Origin of the sequence: Okeania hirsuta, from assembly GCF_003838195.1 — a bacterium.
GTDB classification, from domain to species: Bacteria; Cyanobacteriota; Cyanobacteriia; order Cyanobacteriales; family Microcoleaceae; genus Okeania; species Okeania hirsuta.
The window spans coordinates 1-873 of the sequence record NZ_RCBY01000638.1; the positions used below are offsets into that span (position 1 = coordinate 1).

At 43.5% G+C, this 873-nt stretch carries 1 protein-coding gene and 1 pseudogene; one reads left to right on the forward strand and one right to left on the reverse strand.

The annotated features are described in order from the left end of the window. Nucleotides 1–49: 49 nt before the first annotated feature. Nucleotides 50–445, forward strand: coding sequence for a transposase (locus D5R40_RS33390; protein ID WP_161565192.1), 396 nt, complete (start codon nt 50–52; stop codon nt 443–445). Here D5R40_RS33390 and D5R40_RS33395 read toward each other — a convergent pair. Next, nucleotides 446–643 (reverse strand): annotated as a pseudogene (locus D5R40_RS33395) (IS630 family transposase); the annotation flags it as partial. Between the last annotated feature and the right edge of the window lie 230 nt (nt 644–873).

The following is an 873-nucleotide window of genomic DNA, read 5'->3' on the forward strand; positions in this document are numbered from 1 at the left end:
CTTCTTCCTTCTTCCTTACCTTTGCTATACAAGACCGATGCTACCGGACATGATATTACTCGAAAAAGGAATTCATCTGATTAGTACCGATGAAATGACGAGTATCCAAGCTAATGAGAGAATTTGCCCCACTCAACCAATAGAGCCAGGACGAGTCGAACGCAATGAGTTTGAGTACATTCGCCATGGCACTCAATGTCTACTGGCCAACTGCCATATTGCCAAAGGACAAATCATTACCCCTTCAATTAAGGCCACCCCCACAGAAGTTGATTTTCTGCAACACATTGAACAGACTATCGATACTGATTCTGATGGAGGATGGATTTTTCTTGTAGATCAACTCAATACTCATAAATCTGAATCATTAGTCCGTCTTGTGGCTCAAGGTTGTGGTATTCAGACTGATTTGGGGGTGATCTCAAATCCGGTAGCATCGGAGTAATTAAACCTGAATTTTCGGCCACCAATGGTACTGGGTTATAGCCTTGATTGCAAATTGCTGTGTTAAAAGAACTTGACAACGCTCAAACAGAATTTCTTCTAACTCTTCGAGGCTGGTAAATGAACGATTTGCGATCGGTTCATTAATTAGAGGCCATAACCTTTCTGCTGGTTGTAATTCAGGCGAGCTGGATGGCATACAAGTTCTGAGTTAAAGATTCCTTTGGGCTTGCACTTAGAGTATTTACCACCCTCTTTGAGGATGAATAGGACGTTCCAGATGCTCGCTCATCCACTGAGCTACTTTGGGTCCATTCCTTGAAGAAGGAGACAGCTATACTGGAGACAGGAGGAAAATTACATGGGGATTCGCTCCCCCAAGTAATGCGTGAACACGACCGTTGACGGTGGGGTATTAAACCCACAAAG

Bases quoted from the DNA above. Each gene is read 5' to 3' on its own strand.
- D5R40_RS33390 (WP_161565192.1), top strand. From the start codon at position 50: ATGATATTACTCGAAAAAGGAATTCATCTGATTAGTACCGATGAAATG.